The organism is Enterobacter sp. PL_is379 (assembly GCF_055817355.1).
On sequence record NZ_JBVPGT010000019.1, the window covers coordinates 72,431 to 94,084 of the forward strand.

Annotated in this window: 21 protein-coding genes; 3 read left to right on the plus strand and 18 right to left on the minus strand. The window is 57.6% G+C overall.

Annotated elements, in window-relative coordinates:
- Positions 1–16: 16 nt before the first annotated feature.
- The 5 genes from gntU to AC0TOY_RS02345 all read right to left on the minus strand — a co-directional run bounded on the left by gntU (position 17) and on the right by AC0TOY_RS02345 (position 4,968).
- Positions 17–1,357 carry a gluconate transporter gene (gntU, locus tag AC0TOY_RS02325; RefSeq protein ID WP_010436459.1) on the minus strand — a complete coding sequence of 447 codons (1,341 nt, stop codon included), beginning with the start codon at positions 1,355–1,357 and terminating at the stop codon, positions 17–19.
- Between the two features lie 3 nt (positions 1,358–1,360).
- Positions 1,361–1,888, minus strand: a complete 528-nt coding sequence (gene gntK, locus AC0TOY_RS02330; RefSeq protein WP_473721446.1) for a gluconokinase — start codon at positions 1,886–1,888, stop codon at positions 1,361–1,363.
- A 126-nt stretch (positions 1,889–2,014) separates the two neighbouring features.
- The gene (gene gntR / locus AC0TOY_RS02335) at positions 2,015–3,010 is read right to left on the minus strand and encodes a gluconate operon transcriptional repressor GntR (protein WP_024906706.1); all 996 of its coding nucleotides are present in this window, start codon (positions 3,008–3,010) and stop codon (positions 2,015–2,017) included.
- Between the two features lie 101 nt (positions 3,011–3,111).
- A complete protein-coding gene (locus tag AC0TOY_RS02340; RefSeq protein WP_000639796.1) occupies positions 3,112–3,807 on the minus strand; it encodes a pirin family protein in 696 nt (231 codons plus the stop codon).
- A gap of 123 nt (positions 3,808–3,930) precedes the next feature.
- On the minus strand, positions 3,931–4,968 hold the full coding sequence (locus tag AC0TOY_RS02345; protein ID WP_473721447.1) for an oxidoreductase: 1,038 nt from the start codon (positions 4,966–4,968) through the stop codon (positions 3,931–3,933).
- 256 nt (positions 4,969–5,224) lie between these two features.
- Between AC0TOY_RS02345 and yhhY the strand changes: the two genes are divergently transcribed.
- Positions 5,225–5,713 (plus strand): N-acetyltransferase, encoded by a 489-nt coding sequence (gene yhhY / locus AC0TOY_RS02350; RefSeq protein ID WP_061716141.1) that lies wholly within the window; start codon positions 5,225–5,227, stop codon positions 5,711–5,713.
- A gap of 93 nt (positions 5,714–5,806) precedes the next feature.
- On the opposite strand, the gene ggt is transcribed toward yhhY, so the two are convergent.
- Positions 5,807–7,549 carry a gamma-glutamyltransferase gene (ggt, locus tag AC0TOY_RS02355; RefSeq protein ID WP_473721448.1) on the minus strand — a complete coding sequence of 581 codons (1,743 nt, stop codon included), beginning with the start codon at positions 7,547–7,549 and terminating at the stop codon, positions 5,807–5,809.
- A 126-nt stretch (positions 7,550–7,675) separates the two neighbouring features.
- Here ggt and AC0TOY_RS02360 point away from each other — a divergent pair, with 126 nt between their 5' ends.
- Entirely contained in the window at positions 7,676–8,053 is a 378-nt protein-coding gene (locus tag AC0TOY_RS02360; RefSeq protein WP_023326493.1) for a DUF2756 family protein, read from the plus strand.
- On the opposite strand, the gene ugpQ is transcribed toward AC0TOY_RS02360, so the two are convergent.
- The 10 genes from ugpQ to livK form a co-directional block, all read right to left on the minus strand.
- Positions 8,037–8,783 (minus strand): glycerophosphodiester phosphodiesterase, encoded by a 747-nt coding sequence (gene ugpQ / locus AC0TOY_RS02365; RefSeq protein WP_473721449.1) that lies wholly within the window; start codon positions 8,781–8,783, stop codon positions 8,037–8,039. The genes AC0TOY_RS02360 and ugpQ overlap by 17 nt on opposite strands.
- Complete coding sequence (locus AC0TOY_RS02370) at positions 8,780–9,850, minus strand: sn-glycerol-3-phosphate import ATP-binding protein UgpC (RefSeq protein WP_149367215.1); 1,071 nt, start codon at positions 9,848–9,850, stop codon at positions 8,780–8,782. Before AC0TOY_RS02370 ends, ugpQ begins: the two co-directional genes overlap by 4 nt.
- Position 9,851: 1 nt before the next feature.
- Positions 9,852–10,697: a sn-glycerol-3-phosphate ABC transporter permease UgpE gene (ugpE, locus tag AC0TOY_RS02375; protein WP_048989807.1), complete on the minus strand. Its 846-nt coding sequence runs from the start codon at positions 10,695–10,697 to the stop codon at positions 9,852–9,854.
- Positions 10,694–11,581, minus strand: coding sequence for a sn-glycerol-3-phosphate ABC transporter permease UgpA (gene ugpA / locus AC0TOY_RS02380; protein WP_045328892.1), 888 nt, complete (start codon positions 11,579–11,581; stop codon positions 10,694–10,696). The genes ugpE and ugpA overlap by 4 nt, the downstream gene beginning before the upstream one ends.
- 106 nt (positions 11,582–11,687) lie before the next feature.
- Positions 11,688–13,004 (minus strand): sn-glycerol-3-phosphate ABC transporter substrate-binding protein UgpB, encoded by a 1,317-nt coding sequence (ugpB, locus tag AC0TOY_RS02385; protein WP_148770050.1) that lies wholly within the window; start codon positions 13,002–13,004, stop codon positions 11,688–11,690.
- Positions 13,005–13,256: 252 nt separating this feature from the next.
- Positions 13,257–13,970: a high-affinity branched-chain amino acid ABC transporter ATP-binding protein LivF gene (gene livF, locus AC0TOY_RS02390; protein ID WP_008500102.1), complete on the minus strand. Its 714-nt coding sequence runs from the start codon at positions 13,968–13,970 to the stop codon at positions 13,257–13,259.
- A 1-nt stretch (position 13,971) separates the two neighbouring features.
- The gene (gene livG / locus AC0TOY_RS02395) at positions 13,972–14,739 is read right to left on the minus strand and encodes a high-affinity branched-chain amino acid ABC transporter ATP-binding protein LivG (protein ID WP_024906698.1); all 768 of its coding nucleotides are present in this window, start codon (positions 14,737–14,739) and stop codon (positions 13,972–13,974) included.
- Positions 14,736–16,013 (minus strand): high-affinity branched-chain amino acid ABC transporter permease LivM, encoded by a 1,278-nt coding sequence (locus AC0TOY_RS02400; RefSeq protein ID WP_024906697.1) that lies wholly within the window; start codon positions 16,011–16,013, stop codon positions 14,736–14,738. Before AC0TOY_RS02400 ends, livG begins: the two co-directional genes overlap by 4 nt.
- Positions 16,010–16,936, minus strand: coding sequence for a high-affinity branched-chain amino acid ABC transporter permease LivH (livH, locus tag AC0TOY_RS02405; protein ID WP_008500099.1), 927 nt, complete (start codon positions 16,934–16,936; stop codon positions 16,010–16,012). Before livH ends, AC0TOY_RS02400 begins: the two co-directional genes overlap by 4 nt.
- A gap of 46 nt (positions 16,937–16,982) precedes the next feature.
- Complete coding sequence (gene livK / locus AC0TOY_RS02410; RefSeq protein WP_024906696.1) at positions 16,983–18,092, minus strand: high-affinity branched-chain amino acid ABC transporter substrate-binding protein LivK; 1,110 nt, start codon at positions 18,090–18,092, stop codon at positions 16,983–16,985.
- A 424-nt stretch (positions 18,093–18,516) separates the two neighbouring features.
- Between livK and panM the strand changes: the two genes are divergently transcribed.
- Positions 18,517–18,906, plus strand: a complete 390-nt coding sequence (gene panM / locus AC0TOY_RS02415) for an aspartate 1-decarboxylase autocleavage activator PanM (protein WP_024906695.1) — start codon at positions 18,517–18,519, stop codon at positions 18,904–18,906.
- A gap of 95 nt (positions 18,907–19,001) precedes the next feature.
- Here panM and livJ read toward each other — a convergent pair whose 3' ends face one another.
- Entirely contained in the window at positions 19,002–20,102 is a 1,101-nt protein-coding gene (gene livJ, locus AC0TOY_RS02420; protein ID WP_024906694.1) for a branched chain amino acid ABC transporter substrate-binding protein LivJ, read from the minus strand.
- 197 nt (positions 20,103–20,299) lie between these two features.
- Positions 20,300–21,565 (minus strand): 4-aminobutyrate--2-oxoglutarate transaminase, encoded by a 1,266-nt coding sequence (locus AC0TOY_RS02425; RefSeq protein WP_267215732.1) that lies wholly within the window; start codon positions 21,563–21,565, stop codon positions 20,300–20,302.
- Positions 21,566–21,654 lie beyond the last annotated feature (89 nt).

Consider the following 21,654-nt stretch of genomic DNA (forward strand, 5'->3'; position numbering starts at 1 on the left):
TGTTAAATCACCGCCCTCAGCTGAGCAGCGTAAAGGCAATCATCCCGACAATTGCCCCCGTCGTACCGAGGATGGTTTCCATCAGCGTCCAGGTTTTCAGGGTTTGCGCTTCGGTGGCACCGGTAAATTTACCGAACAGCCAGAAGCCCGCGTCGTTAACGTGAGAGACCACAATCGAACCGCCCGCGATACAGATAGACAGCGCGGCCATCTGCGCACCGGAATAGTTCAGCTGTTCAATCACCGGCATCACCAGACCCACGGCGGTTAAACACGCCACGGTTGCGGAACCCTGGATGATACGTACCGCCGCAGCCAATACGAAACAGGTTACCGCAATCGGCAGGCCCATCCCGGTCAGCGCTTCGCCCAGAGCCGGGCCCACGCCGGAATCCACCAGTACCTGCTTGAACACGCCGCCGGCACCGATCACCAGCAGGATAATCCCCGCAGGCTGCAGCGCGGCACCGCAGATCTCCATCACCCGGTCTTTTGGCATTCCCTGACGCATCGCCAGGCCGTAAATCGCCACCAGACAGGCCACCAGGATCGCCGTGAACGGGTGACCAATGAACTCAAACCATTCATAGGCGCTGGAACCCACCGGCACAAAGCGCGCGGCGATGGTTTTCAGACCCACCAGCACCAGCGGGAGCAGGATCAGCGACAGGCTGAAGCCGAAGGACGGCATTTTGCCCTCGCCCAGGTGCGGCTCGGTGATGTCATCCGGAATATGCAGCTCAACGTAACGGCTGATGAAGTTGCCCCACAGCGGACCGGCAATAATCATTCCCGGGATTGCCGCGCACAGGCCAATCAGGATCATCCAGCCAAAGTCAGCGTGCATCTGGGACGCCAGCAGCATCGGCGCAGGCCCAGGCAGCAGAAACGCCGCGGCCGCCGCCACGCCCGCAAACAGTGGAATAACCAGCTTCACGAGGTTTGTGCCGGTATGGCGCGCCATGGAGAACGCGACGCTTATCAGCAGCACAACGGCCACTTCAAAGAACAGCGGCAGCGCGCAAATCAGGCCCGCCAGGCCAATCGCGTAGTGCGCGCGGCTGTGGCCGAAGGATTTCAGCATTTTTACGGCAATCTGGTCGACCGCGCCCGTCTCGTGCAAAATCTTGCCAAACATCGCGCCAAGGGCCACCACAATCGCCAGGAAGCCCAGCGTACCGCCCATCCCTTTTTCCATCGTCGCGGCGATCTTGTCGAGCGGCATACCGGAAAAGAGACCTGCACCTATAGAAACCACCATCAAAGCAACAAAAGCGTGCATACGCGCCTTCATCACTAAAAACAGCAGCAGCAACACGGAACCCACTGCTGTCAAAACTAGCGTTAATGTACTCAAAACTTACTGCCTTTTATTAATGACCTCGATGGTGCTGGCAACAACACCCTCCAGTGGCTGATCGATATCAACCACTAAGACGTCTTTCTCGTCTTCACCCGGCTCCTGCAGCGCTTCGAACTGCGTCACCAGCATCTGGGTTTTGAAGAAGTGACCTTTACGCGCCTTCAGACGGCTTTCAATCACCTCGAAATCCCCTTTCAGGTAGATGAAAGAGAGGTTCGGGTTACCGTCGCGCAGCAGGTCGCGGTAGGTTTTTTTCAGCGCAGAGCAGACGATCAGGGAGACTTTATTGGTACGCTGCATAGCGAACGCGGCGTCATTCAGCGCCTGCAACCACGGTTTGCGGTCGTCATCGTTCAGCGGCTCGCCGGAGGCCATTTTCATGATGTTGCTGCGCGGATGGAGGAAGTCGCCATCAAGGAACGCAGCCTGGAGTTGATGCGCCACTTCGCTGGCTACGGCTGATTTCCCGCTACCGGAAACGCCCATCAGGACGTAGACGTGGTGATAGTGATTAGTCGTGCTCAAAGGGTGTCCCTCAGTCAATTGTTACGGGTAACAGTTATCGGTAACATTGTCCTGCCGGGGCAAAAGAGAAGCAATATCCAAACGTGCGCGAAGTGAATAAGTGTGAGCTACTTCAAATTTGTCAGTTCAAATAGATCCACCCGGTGACAAGGTGAAACCTAAATCTAACATTTTCGGGGTAACTGCCTCACCACGAATGCGCGCCAGCAGGCGTTCTGCGCCAATACGGCCCATACGTTCACGCGGGGTCAGGACGCTCGCCAGACGCGGCTCCATCACCTGGCCAATGTCGTGGCCGTGGAAACCGGCGATCGCCATATCATCAGGGATCTTTAGCCCCAGACGCTGACACTCAAACGCCGCGCCAACCGCCAGGTCATCGTTGGTACAGAAAATACCGTCCAGTTGCGGATACTCGCGTCGCGCCTGACGCATCAGCTCAATACCCGACGTATAGGAAGAGGACTGCTCCACCATCACGCTGTACGGGGTTAAGTTTGCGTCGAGCATCGCCTGCTCGTATCCCTTCTGTTTGATGATAGTACGTTCATCAAGACGCGCACCCAGATAGGCGATATGACGATGCCCACGGGCGATGATGGCCGCCGTCATCTGGCGCGCCGCTTCGAAGTTATCGAACCCAACGGCAATATCGAGACACGGCGACTGGCTGTCCATCAGCTCCACCACAGGGATACCCGCCACTTCGATCATTTTGAGCGTGCGGGCAGTGTGGGTACGTTCGGTTAAAATCAGGCCGTCAATGTTCCAGGAAAGCATCGACTCAAGACGTTCCTCTTCCAGTTCCGGCTTGTACCCATAGTGAGCGAGCATGGTCTGGTAGCCAAAAGCATCGGTGACGCTTTCAATTCCCCGCAGTACTTCGGCGAAAACCTGGTTGGTCAGGGATGGAAGCAGGACGCCCACCGCACGGCTGGTCGCATTGGAGAGAATATCGGGTGCGCGGTTGGGGATATAACCCAGTTCATCAAGGGCAGCGGCAATCTTGCCACGTAACGCCACGGAAACCTGTTCCGGGTTACGTAAAAAACGGCTGACCGTCATTTTGGTCACACCGACGCGATCGGCGACATCCTGAAGTACGGGGCGTTTCTTTTTCATCGTCCTGAGAAATCTTGAAGTGAGAGATTTGCTCAGTTTATCACGGACAAAGCCCATCCTTCCCCTGTCAAAGGGAAGGATGGGTATTTATTTATGTTTTATTACACCGGCGGCAGGTCAAACAGCAGAATTTCGCTTTCGCTGTCGGCATGCACGGAGAGCGCCTGCTCATCCCAGATGGCCAGACCATCGGCGGTGGTTGCTTTAGTGCCGTTGATGGACACTTCACCTTTCACCACCTGGATCCAGACGCGGCGGTTAGCGGCAATCTGATGGACAGACTGTTCGTCTTTCGCCAGCGCCCAGCGGTACAGCTCCATATCCTGATGCACTTTCAGGGAACCTTCACGCGCATCCGGGGACAGCACCAGCTGTTTGCCCTGTTTCGCGTCGAAGCGGCGCTGCTCGTAGCGCGGCGTGATGCCGGTCTCTTCTGGAATGATCCAGATTTGATACAGGTGCAGTTTTTCCGTTTTGCTCGGGTTGTACTCGGAGTGACGCACCCCGGTACCCGCGCTCATAATCTGGAACTCGCCCGCCGGAACCTGCTCTTTGTTGCCCATGCTGTCCTGGTGCTCAACCGCCCCTTCCAGCACATAGGTCAGGATTTCCATGTCTTTGTGCGGGTGGGTACCGAAGCCCTGGCCTGCATCAATCACGTCGTCGTTAATCACGCGCAGTGCGGAGAAGCCCATGAAGTTCGGGTCGTAGTAGTCGGCAAACGAGAATGAATGCCATGAGTCCAGCCAGCCATGATTCGCGTGACCACGTTCGTTTGCTTTGCGTAAGTAGATCATTGTTTTCACCCTCAGTTCGTTTCGATGGAGTAAGTGTGGACGCAAACCGCCTGGGATCATAGAGGGTGAAAATTGACTCCTCTGTTCAAAAATTATGAACAAGCGCAGAGGAGCCGTTTTTGCTTATTTTGCGAGGGTTACCGTGGCAGGAGAAGCCTGTTCGAAGGCCCGTTCAAGGATTTCGAGGTTGGTCAGAACGTCAGATTCCTTGACGTAATTCGGCGCGCCGGATATGAGGGTTTCATAGAGCGCATCGTAGACGCGACCATAGTCGCCAGTTTCCGGTTTCAGCTCCTCCCTGACCGTTACGCCCTCATCGTTCACGTACTCCAGGACGCCCACGGAATCATCCGCCGCAAAACCCGGTTCGCCCGGCATGATGTTAGCCTTCAGGCTGGTCTCCTGCTGGTCAATACCGTACTTAATGAACGAGCCTCGGGTGCCGTGAACGATAAATTTCGGGTAGTCGATCTTCACCAGATGGCTGGTTTTGACGATGGCTTTCAGGTCGCCGTAGAACAGCTGTGCTTCAAAAGTATCGTCCGGGTTGGCTTTATTACGCAGGCTGCGGATGTCATACGTCACGTGGTCCGGTCGGCCAAACAGGGAGATGATCTGGTCCATGGTGTGCACGCCCAGACCATAGAACGAGCCGTCCTGCGGCAGGCCGGGCTGAGTTTCCGCTACCGGACGGTAGTAATCGAAGTGGCTTTCTATTTCCACGATGTCGCCCAGCTTGCCGCTTTCAATCGCTTTTTTCGCCGTCAGGAAGCAGCTGTCAAAGCGACGGTTCTGATACGGCGTAACGGTCAGGCTTTTGCTTTTCGACAGCGCGAACAGCTCTTTCGCTTCGGTGATAGTCGGGGTGAACGGCTTTTCCACCAGCACGTTTTTACCCGCTTCGAGCGCGCGTTTCGCATACTCAAAATGGCTGTCCGCATGGGTGCAGACGATAACAAGTTTAACCTGCGGGTCGCCCAGTACCTCATCGAGATCGCTGGTGAAGTGGATGTGGGAATACTGCGGGAATTGCTCTTCCGGCTTCGCACGGCGGCGGTAGATATGGGCCACATGCCAGCTGTCTTTACGGGTGAGAACATACGGCAGGTGATAGCGGGTCGTACTTTTACCAAATCCAATAAATGCGCAATGTAGTGTCATAGCTCAGTCCTTTTGGAAGGTTACTGAGTCTAACCATAACAAAAAAAAAGCCAGCTAAAAGCTGGCTAAAGTAATACTGGAAGCAATGTGAGCAATGTCGTGCTTTCAGGTTCCCGTAGAGGTCTTCCTGAACGCAAAGCAATAATAATCATTCTCATTCGCACTTGTCCAATACTTTTTGCAAAAATTAGCGGTTGACTCAAATTTTAAAGTCATTGATGTTGGAAGGGACGTTTAACTGACTGAGGAACAAGGAATGAGTGAGATAGTGATACGCCATGCGGAACCGAAAGATGCTGAAGCCTTACGCCAGAACTATATGCATCCGGGGGTGTATCACGACACGCTACAGCTACCTCATCCTTCCCTTGAGCACTGGCAAGAACGTCTTATCGCAAAACCCGGCCAAAAACGCCTTGTCGCCTGCATTGATGAACAACTTGTTGGCGATCTGATGCTTCAGGTGGAAGCCAGCCCGCGACGCAGCCATGTGGCCACATTCGGTATCAGCGTTGCGGCGCATGCACAGGGGCGCGGCGTGGGCAGTGCGTTAATGCGCGAGATGATAAACCTTTGCGATAACTGGATGCGTATTGAACGGATTGAATTAACGGTGTTTGCCGATAATCCTGCCGCTCTGGCGCTGTACCGGAAGTTTGGTTTCGAAATCGAAGGCACCGGCAAGAAATTTGCCCTGCGCAACGGCGAGTATGTGGATGCGTATTATATGGCGAGAATGAAGTGACACTTTCTCCTCTCCCCATAGGGCGAGGGAGAAAAGACCGCACCGTGCGATCCCCTCTCCCCTATGGGGAGAGGGTTAGGGTGAGGGGAATAATTAATACCCCGCCGACAAATCATCCACTGAACGCGGGTCCGATGCGCCAAACAGCGCCCCGTCCGGCCCCACCATAATGCTCTGCGTGCTGCCCATCGCCTCTTTCACCGCCACCTTCTGCCCACGCTGCTCAAGCAGTTTAATGGTGTCCGGGCTAAAGCCCTTCTCCACGCGCAGCTCGTCCGGCAGCCACTGGTGATGGAAACGCGGGGCGTTGGTGGCTTCGGCGACATTCATCCCAAAGTCGATGCTGTTCACCACCATTTGTAGCACGGTGGTGATAATCCGGCTGCCGCCTGGGCTGCCGGTTACCAGCCAGGTTTTCCCGTCTTTCACCACGATGGTGGGCGACATGGACGACAGCGGACGTTTCTTCGGCCCTACCGCATTCGCATCGCCGCCGACCAGCCCGTAGACGTTCGGCACGCCCGGTTTGGCAGAGAAGTCATCCATCTCGTTGTTCAGCAGAATGCCGCTGTTGCCCGCCACAATTCCGGTGCCGAAGGTGGTGTTGAGCGTATAGGTCACCGCCACCGCGTTACCGTCTTTATCCATCACCGAGAAGTGAGTGGTCTGGTTGCTTTCATACGGCGCCAGCTTGCCGGGGCGGATCTCGCTCGACGGCTTAGCCTTGTTGATGTCGATCTGATCGGCAATGGATTTGGCATAGGCTTTGTTGGTCAGCGCCTGCCACGGCACCTTCACGAAGTCCGGATCGCCGAGATATTCCGAGCGGTCGGCATAGGCGCGTTTTTCCGCTTCCGCCATCACCTGCATGGCATCCGCACTGCCGAAGCCGAACTTGTGCATATCGAAGTTTTCGAGAATATTGAGGATCTGCACGATGTGGATCCCACCGGAAGACGGCGGCGGCATGGAGAAGACCTCGTACCCGCGGTAGGTGCCGCTAATCGGCTCGCGCTCCACCGCCTTGTATTCCGCCAGATCCGCTTTGGTGATGAGCCCGCCGTTCTTCTGCATCTCTTGTGCAATCTGGTCGGCAATCGCTCCTTTGTAGAAGGCGTCCGGACCGTGCTCTGCAATCAGCTCCAGGCTTTTAGCGAGGTTCTTCTGCACCAGCTTATCGCCCTTCTTCAGCGGCTCGCCGTCTTTCCAGAAGATCGCTTTGCTGTTTTCATGATTCGGAATGACTTCGCTGCCGTAGGTTTTGAGATCGTCCGCCAGCGCATCGTTTACCACAAAGCCGTCCCGCGCCAGCTTGATGGCAGGCTGCACTACCTTGTTCAGCGGCAGGGTGCCGTATTTTTCCAGCGCCAGCGAGAAGCCCGCGACGGTGCCCGGCGTGCCGGTCGCGAGATGCGAGGTCAGGGATTTTTTGCTGTCAGGGTTGCCCTGATCGTCGAGGAACATATCGCGAGACGCCTGAGCAGGCGCCATCTCGCGGAAGTCGATGGCCGTCGTTTTGCCGTCTTTGGTGCGCAGCATCATAAAGCCGCCGCCACCCAGGTTCCCCGCCTGCGGATGCGTTACCGCCAGCGCATAGCCGACGGCGACCGCGGCATCCACCGCGTTACCGCCCTGCCTGAGAATATCGACGCCCACTTTTGTTGCCAGCGCATCCACGGACGCTACCATGCCATGGGTTGCCCGCACGGGATGAAAAACATCTTCCTCCACGCCGTAAGAGACCGGAGGCGCCGCGGGCGGGTTGGCCGCCACGCTAAATGTACCGCCTGCCATCAGCGCGGCGATGGCGACCCAGCGCAAAAACGTTGGTTTCATGATTGTTGTTCTCCAGGTGAAGGGATCCATATTCCCCGCTTAAGCCTGGTTCACAACTCCTAAAAAATCATCGTCATGGTGAAATCAGGGTAAACTTAAGAGAGACCTCAAGAGGAGGAAATGACAATGAAACGCTTGATGATTCTTACGGCGCTGATCCCGTTTGCCGCGCTCGCACAGCCACTCAACACCATGAACAACCCGAACCAGCAGGGCTATGTCATCCCGAGCCAGCAGCGTATGCAGACCGAGATGATGAGCCAGCAACAGCAGCAGAAAGGGATGCTTAATCAGCAACTGAGAACGCAGACCCAGATGCAGCAGCAAAGCCTGCAAAATCAGATGAACGCCAACACCCAGCGCGTGCAGCAGGGGCAGGTGCGCGAGCAGCCGCTGCCGAATAAAAACGGCGGGATGTTAGGGGGAATGACGTCGTCAGGCAGCGGACAGCAGCATATGCTGCCGCCGCAGTCGAATGGCAGTATGCTTAATCCGCAGAACTAAAGTCCGGGCCTATCAGGTCGATTGCATCGGTACAGATGCTGTCCACGCCCCAGCGCAGCAGTTCGGCTGCACGCTGGGGTTTGTTAACCGTGTAGACCAGAATATGCAGACCCGCGTCTTTCAGCATCTTCACCCGCGTCTCATCCAGCAGCCTGTGATTAAGATGGATAGAGACACAGGCTAAGCGCGTCGTCAGCTCGCGCCAGTCCTCGCGCCACTCGTCGAGCAGCAGCCCGCGAGGCAGCTCCGGTACGGCCGCCTGTGCCGCTTCCAGTGCGTCAATTTCAAATGATGACAGCAGCGGCGCGGTCATCCCTTCCCACAGCTCGCGCGCGGCCAGAGCAATCACTTTGCCCGTAAGCGGCCCGGTGCCGATGGTCGGTTTGATTTCGATATTGGCCATCATGCCGTGCTGGCGACAGCGATCCGCCACTTCCGCCAGCAGCGGCAGCGGTTCGCCTTTGAATTCACCGCTGTACCAGCTTCCGGCGTCTACCTTCAGCAGGTCGCGCCACGGCAGTTCGCCCGCGACGCCCCAGCCGTTGCTGGTGCGCTCGAGGTTATCGTCATGCAGCAGGAAAATCTCGCCGTCTTTCGACAGCTTGGCGTCGAACTCGATCATCGTGTGACCGTAGCGCGCGCCAACGTCAATCGCCGCCAGCGTGTTTTCCGGCGCCAGCTTACCGCCGCCCCGGTGGGCGACGACGTGGGGATAAGGCCAGTTGCTCATACTCGTTGTCCTGTTTCACCGTCAAATAAGTGCAGGTGATTTTCCGGCAGGTGGAGCCACAGCGTGCTGCCGGCTTTAGGGCGCTCCTGATGTGCCAGACGCACCACCATTTTTTGCTCGCCCCAGCGCCCGTGCGCCAGGTTATCTGCACCCAACATCTCCAGCGTGTCCATCACCAGCGGCACGCCGCCTTCCGCCTGAGAGGTTAAACCGATATGTTCCGGGCGGATACCGAGCGTCATCTTACGCCCGGCGTAGCCACGATAGTACCAGTTGATCGGCAATGCCATCCCGCTTTCCAGCTCAAAGTGCGAGCCCGCGCTGCTGATGCGCCCTTCCAGCAGGTTCATCGCCGGGCTGCCGATAAAGCTCGCCACAAAGCGGGTAGCCGGTTTCTCGTACACTTCCACCGGGGTACCAATCTGCTCGGCAACGCCTTTGTTCATCACCATCACGCGCTGGGCGAGCGTCATGGCTTCGACCTGATCGTGGGTCACGTACAGGGAGGTGGTTTTCAGACGACGGTGCAGCTGCTGTAACTCAAGACGCATCTGCACGCGCAGCTTGGCGTCGAGATTAGAGAGCGGCTCGTCGAACAGGAATACCGCCGGATCGCGCACGATGGCGCGCCCCATCGCCACGCGCTGGCGCTGTCCGCCGGAGAGCTCTCGCGGGCGGCGCTTAAGCAGGCCGTCGAGTTCCAGAATGCGGGCGGCCTCCTTCACGCGCTCGTCGATATGGCCTTTGCCCATGCCGCGGATTTTCAGCCCCCAGGCCATGTTCTCTTCCACGCTCATGTGCGGATAGAGAGCGTAGTTCTGGAACACCATCGCGATGCCGCGGTCTTTCGGCTCCATCTCGGTGACGCGCTGGCGGTCAATCCAGATATCCCCGGAGGTCACACGCTCCAGCCCCGCCACCATGCGCAGCAGCGTGGATTTGCCGCAGCCGGACGGGCCGACCATCACGATAAACTCCCCGTCCGCCACGTCGAGCGTCAGCGGCTGAATCACCTGGGTTTTGCCGTCCCAGCTTTTGGTTACTGCCTGAAGTTTTAAACCTGCCATCTTATTTCTCGCTATCGACCAGGCCGCGGACAAACGCGCGCTGCATGGCTAAAACAATGACTACGGGTGGGATAAGGGTAAGCAGCATCGCCGCCATCACCTGGTTCCAGAGGGTGGTGCCTTCGCCGGTGGCGATCATGCCTTTGATGCCCGCCACGGCGGTGCCGAGGTTGACGTCCTGAATAATCAGCAGCGGCCACAGGTACTGGTTCCAGCCGTAGATAAAGGTGATCACAAACAGCGCCGCAAGGTTAGTTTTCGACAGCGGCAGCACGATATCGCGGAAGAAGCGCATCGGCGACGCGCCGTCGATGCGCGCCGCTTCAATCAGCTCGTCCGGCAGGGTCATAAAGAACTGGCGGAACAGGAAGGTGGCGGTCGCCGAGGCCATCAGCGGCAGGGTTAAGCCCGCGTAGCTGTCGAGCATCTTCAGGTTGGCGATCACTTCCACCGTCGGGAAGATACGCACCTCTACCGGCAGCATCAGGGTAATAAAAATCATCCAGAAAAACAGGTTACGCAGCGGAAAGCGGAACCAGACGATGGCGAAGGCCGAGAGCATCGACACCGTAATTTTGCCGACCGTAATGCCGAACGCCATGATGAAGCTGTTGAGCATCATCAGCCAGAACGGCGCGCTGTTGGCGCCCACGCCCTGGGTCCAGATGGTCCTCATATTCTCGAAAAGATGCGTGCCTGGGATCAGCGTCATCGGCGTGTCGAACACCGCTTTGGTGTCCAGCGTGGCGGCGACAAAGGCCACGTACAGCGGAAACAGGATGACGATGATCCCTAAAATCAGCATGGTATGGCTGAAAATCGTCAGCCCGCGACGGTTCTCAATCATTGGTAGCGCACCTTACTTTCAACATAGCGGAACTGCACCACCGTGAGGATGATGACGAGGAACATCAGCACGACGGACTGCGCGGCAGAAGCGGAGAGATCCAGCCCGGCGAAGCCTTCGCGGTAGATCTTATAGATAAGCGTCGTTGTCGCCTGCACCGGGCCGCCCGCGGTCGCCGCGTCGATCACCGGGAAGGTGTCGAAGAAGGCGTACACGAGGTTAACCACCAGCAGGAAGAAACTCACCGGGGCGATCAGCGGCAGCGACAGCCTGAAGAAGCGACGAATAGGCCCTGCTCCGTCAATTGCCGCGGCTTCCACCAGCGAGCGCGGGATGGACTGCAGCGCGGCAAAGAAGAACAGGAAGTTATAGCTGATCTGCTTCCACACCGAGGCGAACACCACCAGGAACATCGCCTGACCGCTGTTCTGGGCGTGGTTCCAGTCGTAGCCGAACTCTGCCAGGAAATGGGTAATCAACCCGCGGCCGGGGTTAAACAGGAAAATCCACAGTACGGCGGCGACGGCGGGTGCCACGGCATAAGGCAGCAGCATCAGGGTCTGATACAGGCGGCTGCCGCGCACCACGTAATCCACCAGCGCGGCGAAAAACAGCGAGGCGACAAGACCGCTGACGGTGACCAGCGCGCTGAACTTCATCGTCGTCCAGAAGGCGTCCAGGTAGTAGCTATCATGGAACAGCGCGGTAAAGTTATCCAGGCCAACAAACTGGCTGGAGAGCCCGAACGGATCGACGCTTTGTACCGAGTACCACAGCGCTTCGCCCGCAGGCCAGATAAAGAAGATAACGGTGATGACCAGCTGAGGCGCGACCAACAGGTACGGCAGCCAGCGGGAACGGAACACCGGACGGGATGATGACATGGAGATTGGGTTCCTGAACAATGCCGGGTGGCGGCTACGCCTTACCCGGCCTACATGGGGCACGTCGTAGGCCCAGTAAGCGAAGCGCCACCGGGCGAATCACAGATTACGATTTGGTCGACTGCTCAAAGCGGCGCAGCAGCTGATTCCCGCGCTCTACCGCAGAGTCCAGCGCCTGCTGTGGCGTTTTCTTCCCGGTCCACACGCTTTCCAGCTCCTCATCCACGATGGTGCGGATCTGCGGCATGTTGCCCAGGCGCAGGCCTTTAGTGAACGGCAACGGCGGCTTGTTCAGCATCTGGCGCGTCGCGATGTCCGCGCCTGGGTTCTTGCTGTAGAAGCCCTGCTCGCGGGTCAGGTCATACGCGGCTTTGGTGATCGGCAGGTAACCGGTCTTCTGGTGCCACTCGGCGGCGTTTTCAGGCTTGGCCAGGAAGTCGAGGAACTCGGCCACGCCTTTATAGGTGCCCTTGTCTTTACCCTGCATGACCCACAGGCTCGCCCCGCCGATAATGGCGTTCTGCGGCGCGCCCTTCACGTCAGCGTCATACGGCATCATGCCCACGCCATAGTTGAATTTGGCGTAGTGACGGATATCCGCCAGCGAGCCGGACGAGGCGGTGGTAATGGCGCAGTCGCCGTTGTAGAACTTCTCGGTGGATTCGTCTTTACGCCCGAAGTAGCTGAAGTCGCCCTTCTTGTTCAGGTCGGCAAGCAGCGCGATGTGCTTCACCTGCTCCGGCTTGTTGAACTCCAGTACCGCATCGGTGCCGTCGAAGCCGTTGTTTTTGGTCGCCACCGGCAGGCCGTGCCAGGCGCTGAAGTTTTCAATCTGGATCCAGCCCTGCCAGCCGCTGGCGTAGCCGCACTTCATCCCCGCCGCTTTCAGCTTCGTGGTGTACTCCGCCAGGTCCTGCCAGGTTTTTGGCGGCTGCTCCGGGTCTAAACCGGCTTTTTTGAAGGCGTCTTTGTTGTAGTAGAGCACCGGCGTAGAGCTGTTAAACGGCTGGGACAGCAGATGGCCGGTTTTGGAATCGGTGTAGTAACCCGCTACGGTCGGCACGAACTGGGATTCATCGAAGTTGATACCCGCTTCTTTGAACACTTCATAGACCGGCTTGATGGCTTTGGAGGCCATCATAGTGGCGGTACCCACTTCATAAACCTGTAACAGTGCAGGCGCGTTGCCGGTACGGAAGGCGGCGATGCCCGCGCTCAGGCTCTGCTCATAGTTGCCTTTGTACACCGGCACAATTTTGTAATCCGGATGGGTATCGTTGAAACGTTGCGCCAGGGAGTCAACTTCTTTACCCAACTCCCCTTCCATTGAATGCCAGAACGGAATGGTGGTGACAGCCATTGCGTTCGTCGCAAAAGCCAGACCCAGTGCCAGACCCAAAGCTGTGTGTCGTAACGATGTCATTGTCATCTCTCTTATTGTACCGGATGCGCGATATCACGCGTTTTATGCTCGCGAGGTAACATGACATGCTCGAATTACAGAAAAATAACTGTTTGTTTACAGATAAGTGACAGCCAGGCGTCAGGGGGATGATGGTTGTGTGAAGGGGGTTGGATGGTTGGGTGCGGTCTGGTGCCCTGACCCCGGCCCTCTCCCACAGGGAGAGGGAGAAAACACTAAAAAAGGCAACTTGCGTTGCCTTTTTGCTTTTACCTATCCGCCCAGATACGCGCTCCGCACCGCTTCGTTCGCCAGCAGCGCGTCGCCGGTGTCTTCCAGCACCACGCGGCCGTTCTCCAGCACGTAGCCACGGTCAGCCAGCTTCAGCGCCTGGTTGGCATTCTGCTCGACGAGGAAGATGGTCATCCCCTCTTTGCGCAGCTGCTCAATGGTGTCGAAGATTTGCTGGATGATGATCGGCGCAAGACCGAGCGACGGTTCGTCCAGCAGCAGGAGACGCGGCTGGCTCATCAGCGCGCGGCCTATCGCCAGCATCTGCTGTTCACCGCCGGACATGGTGCCCGCACGCTGAATGCGGCGCTCCCACAGGCGCGGGAAGAGCTCATAGACCCACTTGATGCGGGTCTGGTATTCATCGCGGTGGGCGAAGAACCCGCCCATTGCCAGGTTCTCTTCCACCGTCATGCGGGAGAAGACCCGGCGCCCTTCCGGAACAATCGCCACCGCTTCACGCATGATTCTGGCGGTCTGCCAGTCGGTAATATCTTTACCATCAAACACGATCCGCCCGCTGGTGGCGCGCGGGTCGCCGCACAGGGTGCCGAGCAGCGTAGTTTTACCCGCGCCGTTGGCGCCAATCAGGGTCACGATTTCACCCTGATTGATGTGCAGGCTGACGTCGTGCAGCGCCTGGATCTTGCCGTAGTGCGCGTTGACCTTGTCGAACGTTAACATCGCTTTTTCCATCTTATGCCTCACCCAGGTATGCGCGGATCACGTCCGGGTTGTTGCGGATCTCTTCCGGCGTGCCGTTTGCCAGCGGCGTACCCTGGTTAACCACGTAGATACGGTCCGAAATGCCCATCACCAGCTTCATGTCGTGCTCGATCAGCAGAATGGTAGTGTCGTGGTGATCGCGCAGTTCGGCAATCAGCTCGTCCAGCTCTTTGGTCTCTTTCGGGTTGAGCCCTGCCGCCGGTTCGTCGAGCATCAGGATCTCCGGCTGGGTCACCATGCAGCGCACAATCTCCAGACGACGCTGGTCGCCGTAGGCCAGGTTGCTCGCCTGACGGTTGGCGTGCTGCAGCAGGCCAATTCGGTCGAGCCAGGTCGCCGCGCGGTCAAGCGCTTCATCCTGCGCGCGGCGGAAGGCCGGGGTTTTCAGCAGGCCGGAGAACAGCCCGGTTTTCAGCTGCTGATGCTGAGCGACCAGCAGGTTCTCAATCACCGTCATCTCGCGGAACAGACGCACGTGCTGGAAGGTACGCACCACGCCCATGCGGGCAATCTGCTGGCCCGGCAGCCCTTCAAGATGCTTGTCGCGCAGCATGATGGTGCCGCCCGTCGGCTTGTAGAAGCCGGTCAGGCAGTTAAAGACCGTGGTTTTCCCCGCGCCGTTCGGGCCAATCAGGGAGACAATCTCTTTCTTGTGTAGATCCAGTGACACATTGTTGACCGCCAGCAGGCCGCCAAAACGCATCATCAGACCGTTAACGGATAATAATGGCTGACTCATGCCTGCTCTCCTTTCGCCTGAGTGCGTTTCAGCTTCAGCTGTGGACGAGTCATCGGCAGCAAGCCCTGTGGACGCCAGATCATCATCAGCACCATCAAACCACCCAGCATCAGCATGCTGTATTCGTTAAAGTCGCGCATCAGCTCGCGCGAGACCACCAGCAGGATGGCCGCGAGGATAACGGCGAACTGCGAGCCCATACCGCCCAGCACCACAATCGCCAGCACAAAGGCGGATTCGGCAAAGGTGAACGATTCCGGGCTTACAAAGCCCTGACGGGCGGCAAACAGCGTCCCGGCGAAACCGGCAAACGCGGCGCTGATGGTGAACGCGGTCAGCTTGATGCGGGTCGGGTTCAGGCCCAGGGAACGGCAGGCGATCTCATCTTCACGCAGCGCTTCCCACGCGCGGCCCAGCGGCATGCGCAGCAGACGGTTAATCACGAACAGGGTAATCACCACCAGCAGCAGCGCCACCAGATAGAGCCAGATTACGCGGTCGGACGGGTCATACTTCACGCCGAAGAAGTTACTGAAGGTGTCCCAGCCGCCTTCGCGGGCGGTACGGCTGAACTCCAGGCCGAAGAAGGTTGGTTTCGGGATCTGGCTGATGCCGTTCGGGCCGCCGGTCACTTCGGTGTTGTTAAGCAGCAGGATACGGACGATTTCGCCGAAGCCTAAGGTCACAATCGCCAGGTAGTCACCGCGCAGGCGCAATACCGGGAAGCCAAGCAGGAAGCCGGCAGCGGCAGAGACCAGCCCCGCCAGCGGCAGGCAGGTCCAGAAGCCGAGGCCGTAATAGTGGTTCAGCAGCGCGAAGGTGTAGGCGCCGATGGCGTAGAAGCCGCCGTAGCCCAGCACCAGCAGGCCGGAGAGCCCCACCACCACGTTCAGACCGAGACCGAGAATCACGTAGATCATGGTCAAGGTGGCGATATCCACGGTGCCGCGAGACACCACAAACGGCCACGCCACGGCGGCCACCAGCAGCGCTACGAGGAACAGCTTCTGCTTAACGGTAGACCCGTCGATGGCCGGCAGAACGAATTTCGGCCCGGAGACGTTTTTCAGCGACTTCTGGAACAGCGGACGCAGCAGCTGGAACAGGAACACCACGGCGGTGCCGATAAACACCCACTGCCAGCGGATGTCGGGGGCGGTATCCACCACCAGCTTCGTCCCGTCCAGACCTAGCTGGACGCCCATAAAGACGCCCGCCAGCACGAAGAACATGGCGGCAGAGAGCAGCGCCATTGCAAAATGCATCGGTTTCATACTTTCTCTACCTCCGGACGGCCCAGAATACCGGTAGGCATCACCAGCAGAACCAGAATCAGCAGGGCAAACGACACCACGTCTTTATATTCCGTGCTCAGATACGCCGAGGAGAGCGCCTCCGCCACGCCCAGGATCAGGCCGCCAATCATCGCGCCCGGAATACTGCCGATACCGCCCAGTACCGCCGCGGTGAAGGCTTTCATCCCGGCCATAAAGCCGATGTACGGGTTGATCACGCCGTAGAACTGGCCGAGCAGGACACCCGCCACCGCCGCCATCGCGGCGCCAATCACGAAGGTCAGGGCAATCACGCGGTCGGTGTTGATGCCGAGCAGGCTCGCCATCTTCAGATCTTCTGCGCAAGCGCGGCAGGCGCGTCCCATCCGCGAGTAGCGGATGAACAGCGTCAGGGCAAGCATCGCAATAAAGGTCACGACCCAGATAACCAGCTGCATGGTGGTGATAGACGCCGCGAAGTTTTCGCTGGCCCCCACAATCCACTGGCCGTTAAACAGGCTTGGCAGCGCCACGTCGCGCGAGCCTTCGGTCAGGCTGACGTAGTTTTGCAGGAAGATCGACATCCCGATGGCGGAAATCAGCGCAATCAGGCGCTTGGAGCTGCGCACCGGCCGGTAGGCCACGCGCTCAATGCTCCAGCCGTAGGCGCTGGCAATCACAATCGCGCCGACAAACCCGGCGGCGACCAGCAGCCAGCTGCTGTCGATGCCCATCATCATCAGGGCGGCAATAATCATAAAGGAGACGTAGCTACCGATCATGTAGACCTCGCCGTGGGCGAAGTTGATCATGCCGATAATGCCGTAAACCATCGTATAGCCGATGGCGATCAGTGCGTAGGTGCTTCCCAGCGTAACGCCGTTAAACATCTGCTGCAGGAAATAGAGAAACTGCTCGGACATATGCAAACCTTTTTATACCCGCCCGTCAGTCCGGGCGGTGGGATAATTATTTGGCGGCCGAGGACGAACCGTCGGCGTGCCACTTAAAGACACCAAACTCAAATCCCTTCAGATCGCCTTTCTCATCCCAGTTCAGCGGCCCAATCACGGTGTTCGCCCCGTGTGCTTTTAAATCTTTCACCAGATCCAGCGGTTCTTTGCTGCCGGAGCGATCCAGCGCGGTGGCCAGAGACTGTACGGCCGCATAGGTGATCCAGACGTACGGACCACTCGGATCTTTCTTCTGCGCCTTGAGCGCGTCCACGATAGCCTTGTTGGCCGGATCCTGGTCATAGCGTTTTGGCATCGTCACCAGCATGCCTTCGGCAGAATCCCCGGCGATGTTTGACAGGGAGGCATTGCCCACGCCCTCTGGCCCCATAAACTGGGTTTTCAGACCGGTGGCGCGCGCCTGACGCAGCATCTGCCCCATCTCCGGGTAGTAGCCGCCGTAGTAAACGAAATCGATATTCTCTTTTTGCAGACGGGCGATCAGCGCGGAGAAGTCTTTCTCACCGGCGGTAATGCCGTCGAAGAAGACGATGTTCGCGCCGCCTTTTTTCAGGCCGTCCTGAACGGAGCGCGCCAGGCCTTCACCGTACTGCTGCTTGTCATGAATAATGGCGATACGCTGCGGCTTGACGGTTTCAAGGATGTATTTGGCGGCGGTGGGCCCCTGAGAGGAGTCCAGCCCCGCGGTGCGCATAATGTGCTGATAGCCGCGCTGGGTCAGTTCCGGGTTGGTCGCACCGGGGGTGATCATCAGGATGCCTTCGTCTTCGTAGATATCAGACGCGGGCTGGGTGGAGGATGAACACAGGTGGCCGATCACATACTGGATACCGTCGTTGACGATTTTGTTGGCGACCGCGACGGCCTGTTTCGGATCGCAGGCGTCGTCATATTCCACGCCCACCAGCTTGTCGCCTTTGATGCCGCCCTTAGCGTTGATGTCTTTGATGGCCTGGCGCGCACCGTTGAACTCCATGTCACCCCATTGGGCAACAGGGCCGGACATCGCACCCACTACCGCAACTTTAATGTCCTCCGCCATAGCGGCATGCGAGATCGACAGTGCGACCATCCCCGCGATTAACGTCTTCGCGTTCCTTTTCATCTCTGAATCCCCATTCGTGATGTCGTGTTTATATTTTGTTTTATTATGGTTAAAAAGCATTCTGTACTTTTAATGAACAACGCTATTTTTACCAGTGCCTTTAATGGTTTAGCGCAGGTTTTTGTCAAAAACCAGACTAAAATCTCTATTTTTCAGGCGATTAAGCAAAGATAATATTCTGAAATCAGGCAGAGATAAACAAATAAAAGTGCAGTTTGCAGCATAAAATAACGGTACAAAGCGCCGAATAAATCACTACCCTTCAGGTTAAAATTCTGCTTATTTTTCGATCCATGTGTTTTCAAACTGCCCATCGCGTTGCCAAAAAACTAATCACCTGGTTAATGAGAATAAAAAGAGGAAGCCGCTGAGTGAATAAATTGAGTACACTGCCCCTACTCAATCTGATTTGGACAAGTAGCTAATGAAACTGACTATCGTGCGTCTGGTGACCTTTAGCGACCAGGATCATATCGACCTGGGCAAGATCTGGCCGGAATATTCCCCTTCGTCTCTACGCGTGGATGAGACCCACCGCATTTATGCCGCGCGTTTTAACGAGCGCCTGCTGGCAGCGGTTCGCGTCACCCTGAGCGGTACAGAAGGGGCGCTGGACTCGCTGCGCGTACGTGACGTCACCCGTCGTCGCGGTGTGGGACAGTATTTAATTGAAGAAGTGATCCGCGAAAACCCGAGCGTGACCTCATGGTGGATGGCTGACGTCGGCGTGGAAGACCGCGGCGTGATGGCGGCGTTTATGCAGGCGTTAGGGTTTACGGCGCAGGAGAGCGGTTGGGAGAAGCGTTTGGGGTGAATTGTGCGGTGCGGCCTGATGCCCTCACCCCGGCCCTCTCCCACGGGGAGAGGGTGCAAACACTAAAATGGCAACCTTACGGTTGCCATTTGCGTTTATTTGGCGTCAGTAGCAGTCCCGTTAGCATGCCAGTCAAACACGCCGAACTCGAAGCCCTTCAGGTCGCCCTTCGCGTCCCAGGAGAGTGGCCCCATGACGGTCTGGACCGTGTTCGCTTTCAGCCAGGTGGCAATCTCAGCCGGTTCGGCTGACTGGTTCAGGCCCGCCTGCAGAGATTGCAGCGCCGCATAGGTGGTCCAGACGAACGCGCCGCTTGGATCCTGTTTCTTCGCCTTGATGGCATCTACGATAGGTTTGTTCGCTGGCACCTGGTCGTAGTTCTTCGGTTTGGTCACCAGCAGGCCTTCGGCTGATTCGCCTGCAATGTTAGACAGGGAAACGTTCGCCACGCCTTCCGGACCCATAAATTGGGTTTTCAGGCCCGCAGCGCGCGCCTGGCGCAGGATCTGCCCCATTTCCGGGTGGTAGCCACCGTAGTAAACGAAGTCGATATTCTCTTTCTTCAGACGCGCCACCAGGGTGGAGAAGTCTTTCTCACCGGCGGTGATCCCGTCGAAGAACACCACGTCGGCATTGGCTTTCTTGAGGTTGTCCTGCACTGAACGCGCCAGACCTTCACCGTACTGCTGCTTGTCATGAACGATGGCAATGCGCTTCGGCTTCACTTTTTCAACGATGTATTTCGCCGCGGTTGGGCCCTGGTCAGAGTCCAGACCGGTGGTGCGCAGGGTCAGCTTATAGCCGCGCGCGGTCAGCTCCGGTGCGGTCGCCGCCGGAGTGATCATCAGGATACCTTCGTCTTCGTAGATGTCAGACGCGGGCTGAGTAGAGGAAGAGCACAGGTGACCGATAACGTATTTGATCCCGTCGTTCACCACTTTGTTCGCGACCGCGACCGCTTGTTTCGGGTCACAGGCATCATCATATTTTACGATCTGCAGTTTTTCGCCCTTGATACCGCCCTTAGCATTAATGTCTGCAACCGCCTGCTCAGCGCCGGTAAACTCCTGGTCGCCGTACTGTGCTACCGGACCGGACATCGCGCCAACCACAGCCACTTTGATGTCTGCCTGTGCCATGGTGCTGAATGCCAACGCGATACATCCTGCCAGTAACGCTTTACCCTTCATGTTCATCCTGAGATTCCCCATTATTATGGTTATTACGATTGTTGTGATGTTGTTGTGCAGCGCTTTATGTCAGTTATAGGTGTGCTGTTCGCGCTTTTTCAGCATACTCTGCTAAAACATACCCGATTTTTATGATTTTGGAATAGCTAATTTGAAATGAATATATGATAGGCCCGGCAGGGATTTTCGCCGGGCATGTGGCTTTAACGTGTCAGCGAGGCGGAGATAATGTCCAGCGCTTTACGGAACTGCACTTCAGGGATCGTCAGCGGATAGAGGAAACGAATGACGTTGCCGTACACGCCGCAGCTCAGAAGAAGCAGCCCTTCCTGCAACGCGCGCTCCTGCACCTGGCGGGTAAATTCCGGCGAAGGCTGGCCCGTTTGCGGGTCGTTAAACTCCACCGCCACCATTGAGCCCTGGGCGCGAATGTCCGCGATATACGGGCAGTGTTCCTTCGCTTTGTTCAGCACTTCCACCAGGTGATGGCCCAGATGCGCCGAGCGCGTGCAGAGATCTTCCTCATCAATCACGTCGAGCACGGCATGCGCCGCGGCAATCGCCAGCGGGTTACCTGCGTAGGTGCCACCCAGCCCGCCCGGCGCGGGCGCATCCATCACCTCAGCACGTCCCGACACCGCCGAGAGCGGCATCCCGCCCGCCAGGCTTTTCGCCATGGTGATCAGATCCGGTTTCACGCAGTGGTGTTCCATCGAGAACAGCTTGCCGGTGCGGGCGAAGCCGCTTTGCACCTCGTCGGCAATCAGCAGAATGCCGTGGGTATCGCACAGGGCGCGCAGCGCCTGCATAAAATCAGCAGGAGCGATGTTGAAACCGCCCTCCCCCTGAACCGGTTCGAGAATGATCGCCGCGACCTGGTCAGGAGCAATATCCGCTTTAAAGATACGTTCCAGGCTTTTCAACGCCTCAGCGGTGCTGACGCCGTGCAGTTCATTCGGATACTGCGCGTGATACACCGAGCCGGGGAAGGGCCCAAAGCCGAGCTTGTACGGCGCAACCTTGCCGGTCAGCGCCATGGTCATAAAGGTGCGGCCGTGGAACGCGCCGCCGAAAGTAATAAGGCCGGGACGTTTGGTGTACGCCCGGGCAATTTTGACCGCGTTTTCGACCGCCTCTGCTCCCGTTGAAAAGAACGCCGTTTTGGCAGGGCCTTCAACGGGCACGCGTTCGTTGATACGTTCGGCAAGCGCCACATAGCCTTCATACGGCACGATCTGATACGCCGTATGGGTAAAGGCGTGGAGTTGTTTTTCGATGGCGGAAATGACTTTGGGATGGCGATGGCCGGTATTCAGCACCGCGATACCGGCGGCGAAGTCGATGTACTCGTTGCCTTCCACGTCCCACACCGTGGCGTTTTCAGCTTTATCGGCATAGAAGTTACACATCACGCCGATGCCGCGCGGCGTCGCCTGTAAACGCCGGTCGTTCAGTTCGTTGTTTTTCACCCTGTCCCCCTGAGAAAGTCGCCTGCTTAGCGCATCAGTAAGTGTTTGCCAGGGGGAGGGAATTCGCCAGAGCGGGCGCTAAAAAAACA

Coding starts and splice junctions, on each gene's coding strand:
- AC0TOY_RS02340 (WP_000639796.1), bottom strand. CDS start 3,807: ATGATCTACTTACGCAAAGCAAACGAACGTGGTCACGCGAATCATGGC.
- livF (WP_008500102.1), bottom strand. CDS start 13,970: ATGGAAAAAGCGATGTTAACGTTCGACAAGGTCAACGCGCACTACGGC.
- AC0TOY_RS02360 (WP_023326493.1), top strand. CDS start 7,676: ATGAAACGCTTGATGATTCTTACGGCGCTGATCCCGTTTGCCGCGCTC.
- ggt (WP_473721448.1), bottom strand. CDS start 7,549: ATGAAACCAACGTTTTTGCGCTGGGTCGCCATCGCCGCGCTGATGGCA.
- livK (WP_024906696.1), bottom strand. CDS start 18,092: ATGAAAAGGAACGCGAAGACGTTAATCGCGGGGATGGTCGCACTGTCG.
- AC0TOY_RS02345 (WP_473721447.1), bottom strand. CDS start 4,968: ATGACACTACATTGCGCATTTATTGGATTTGGTAAAAGTACGACCCGC.
- AC0TOY_RS02370 (WP_149367215.1), bottom strand. CDS start 9,850: ATGGCAGGTTTAAAACTTCAGGCAGTAACCAAAAGCTGGGACGGCAAA.
- ugpB (WP_148770050.1), bottom strand. CDS start 13,004: ATGACATCGTTACGACACACAGCTTTGGGTCTGGCACTGGGTCTGGCT.
- AC0TOY_RS02400 (WP_024906697.1), bottom strand. CDS start 16,013: ATGAAACCGATGCATTTTGCAATGGCGCTGCTCTCTGCCGCCATGTTC.
- ugpE (WP_048989807.1), bottom strand. CDS start 10,697: ATGATTGAGAACCGTCGCGGGCTGACGATTTTCAGCCATACCATGCTG.
- livH (WP_008500099.1), bottom strand. CDS start 16,936: ATGTCCGAGCAGTTTCTCTATTTCCTGCAGCAGATGTTTAACGGCGTT.
- ugpQ (WP_473721449.1), bottom strand. CDS start 8,783: ATGAGCAACTGGCCTTATCCCCACGTCGTCGCCCACCGGGGCGGCGGT.
- yhhY (WP_061716141.1), top strand. CDS start 5,225: ATGAGTGAGATAGTGATACGCCATGCGGAACCGAAAGATGCTGAAGCC.
- livJ (WP_024906694.1), bottom strand. CDS start 20,102: ATGAACATGAAGGGTAAAGCGTTACTGGCAGGATGTATCGCGTTGGCA.
- panM (WP_024906695.1), top strand. CDS start 18,517: ATGAAACTGACTATCGTGCGTCTGGTGACCTTTAGCGACCAGGATCAT.
- livG (WP_024906698.1), bottom strand. CDS start 14,739: ATGAGTCAGCCATTATTATCCGTTAACGGTCTGATGATGCGTTTTGGC.
- gntR (WP_024906706.1), bottom strand. CDS start 3,010: ATGAAAAAGAAACGCCCCGTACTTCAGGATGTCGCCGATCGCGTCGGT.
- ugpA (WP_045328892.1), bottom strand. CDS start 11,581: ATGTCATCATCCCGTCCGGTGTTCCGTTCCCGCTGGCTGCCGTACCTG.